The organism is Neobacillus cucumis (assembly GCF_002860255.1).
Taxonomy (GTDB): domain Bacteria; phylum Bacillota; class Bacilli; order Bacillales; family Cytobacillaceae; genus Neobacillus; species Neobacillus cucumis_A.
The window spans coordinates 1-1,904 of the sequence record NZ_PGVE01000089.1 but is presented as its reverse complement, the minus strand read 5'-3'; the positions used below and the strand labels follow the sequence as shown (position 1 = coordinate 1,904).

Below are 1,904 nucleotides of genomic sequence, written 5' to 3'. Positions count from 1 at the left end.
TGCAGTCGTTTGGATGTTCATGTCAAGTTCATTGACACCTTCTACGTTCATCATCGGATATCTTATCGGGCTGTTGATGATCATCATGACACGCCGTTATTTCAGTGGACGCTTGTACATTTGGCGAATCTGGTCTGCAGTGAAACTGACAGCGATTTTTCTAAAAGAACTGATCATGTCGAATATTTCCGTGTTGTTACTAGTGATCAAGCCGGATTTATCGACTATGCGACCGATGTTCTTCGCTATGCCAACAGAACTTGAAAAAGATTGGGAAATTACGTTGTTATCTAGTTTAATTACGTTGACGCCTGGTACGGTCGTCGTTCATGTTTCAGATGATCAGCGTACGTTGTATATCCATGCGATTGATGTAGACGATGTGGATGAAGCAATGGACTTCTATTAAAAACACATTCGAGAAAGCCATTATGGAGGTGAGCCGAGGATGATTATATTTTATTCTGTCTGTCTCGTGCTAGTCATCCTGTCTATGCTCGGATTATTATATCGTGTATGGAAAGGTCCTTCTGTGCCGGATCGTTTAGTAGCTCTTGACGCAGTCGGTGTCATGCTCATATCAGCGATCGCACTGTTTTCCATCTTGTTCGACACCCCTTTCTTCATCGATGCGATTCTATTGATCGCCATTATGTCGTTTATTGGCACAGTGTCCTTCTCCAAATTCATTGAGAGAGGAGAGATTATCGAACGTGGATCTGATCGCTGATATTATTATTGTGTTACTCGTTACGGTGGGGATTGTTTTTACGATCGTCACAGTCATTGGAATCTTACGGCTTCCGGATGTCTATACACGCGCACATGCTGCTTCAAAGAGTGCTACACTTGGGGTCATGAGTTTATTGCTCGGAGTTTTCCTCCACTTTTGGTGGAATGAAGGCCACTTTAGTGTTCAGCTATTGCTCGGTATCGTCTTCTTGTTCATCACTTCTCCAATTGGTGGTCACTTAATGACACGTGCCGCTTATATGTCGGGTGTAGAACCTACCGATTTAACGGTTGGGGATGATTTAGAAGAAGCAGTAATAGAACAACGCATAGAATCAGATAAAAACACGCCGGATGACAAATAGTCATCACGGCGTGTTTTTTCAATAGTATGGATAGTAAGGGTAATATGGTTGTGGATAGTACGGATAGCTGTTGTAGTAAGGTGGATAGTATCCCCCACCATAGCCACCTCCGTAACCGTAGCCTGGGGAAATAGCATTACCTAAAAATCCGCCAACTAAACCACCTAGGAAAGGACCCCCGAAACTACCAAATCCACCTCCATAACCGCCGCCATAATGACCATGACCGCGACCGCCACCGTATCCACCTCTATGATTATGTCTTGTCATCCAAGTTCCCCCTTTCCATGTATCCTATGTCTAGCCGGAAAGAAGGTGTGGGGAAAGCGCCTATATTGAACTATTCTTGTTGTTCTGCTTCAGCAGCCAAACGCTCTACAAAGGTTGCCAATGTACGGACCATAACGCCCGTCGCGCCTTTCGGGCCGAGCGCATGTGGACTCGCTGCATCAGACGTACCTGCAATGTCTAAATGAATCCACGGTGTATCTCCAACAAATTCTCCGACGAAGCCACCTCCGAAGATCATATGGCCATCTCGTCCTGGTGAGTTGTTTACATCTGCGACATCACTTTTGCGAATCCGCTTACGATCGCTTTCAGTTAATGGCAGTTGCCAAATGAATTCCCCTGTTTCATCCGCCGCCTCTTGAAATTTTTTATAGAATGCGTCATCGTTGGTCAATGTGCCCGTTTTATCATTACCGAGTGCTACAATGACACCGCCCGTTAGTGTGGCTACATCAATCAAATACTCAGCGCCCGCTTGCTTCGCATACGTCACTGCATCAGCTAGTACTAAACGAC

Annotated in this window: 3 protein-coding genes and 2 pseudogenes; 3 read left to right on the top strand and 2 right to left on the bottom strand. The window is 45.2% G+C overall.

The window, feature by feature from the left end; translation table 11 throughout:
- The 3 genes and pseudogenes from CVD27_RS23370 to mnhG form a co-directional block, all read left to right on the top strand.
- Positions 1-452, top strand: a pseudogene (locus CVD27_RS23370) (Na+/H+ antiporter subunit E); the annotation flags it as partial.
- The gene (locus tag CVD27_RS23365; protein WP_101650928.1) at positions 449-730 is read left to right on the top strand and encodes a Na(+)/H(+) antiporter subunit F1; all 282 of its coding nucleotides are present in this window, start codon (positions 449-451) and stop codon (positions 728-730) included. The pseudogene CVD27_RS23370 and the gene CVD27_RS23365, both read left to right, overlap by 4 nt.
- Positions 714-1,097 carry a monovalent cation/H(+) antiporter subunit G gene (mnhG, locus tag CVD27_RS23360; protein ID WP_101650927.1) on the top strand — a complete coding sequence of 128 codons (384 nt, stop codon included), beginning with the start codon at positions 714-716 and terminating at the stop codon, positions 1,095-1,097. Before CVD27_RS23365 ends, mnhG begins: the two co-directional genes overlap by 17 nt.
- An 18-nt stretch (positions 1,098-1,115) precedes the next feature.
- On the opposite strand, the gene CVD27_RS23355 is transcribed toward mnhG, so the two are convergent.
- Both CVD27_RS23355 and CVD27_RS23350 read right to left on the bottom strand, forming a co-directional pair.
- Entirely contained in the window at positions 1,116-1,367 is a 252-nt protein-coding gene (locus CVD27_RS23355) for a hypothetical protein (RefSeq protein ID WP_101650925.1), read from the bottom strand.
- 70 nt (positions 1,368-1,437) lie between these two features.
- Positions 1,438-1,904 (bottom strand): annotated as a pseudogene (locus tag CVD27_RS23350) (leucyl aminopeptidase); the annotation flags it as partial.

Bases quoted from the DNA above. Each gene is read 5' to 3' on its own strand.
- CVD27_RS23365 (WP_101650928.1), top strand. From the start codon at position 449: ATGATTATATTTTATTCTGTCTGTCTCGTGCTAGTCATCCTGTCTATG.
- CVD27_RS23355 (WP_101650925.1), bottom strand. From the start codon at position 1,367: ATGACAAGACATAATCATAGAGGTGGATACGGTGGCGGTCGCGGTCAT.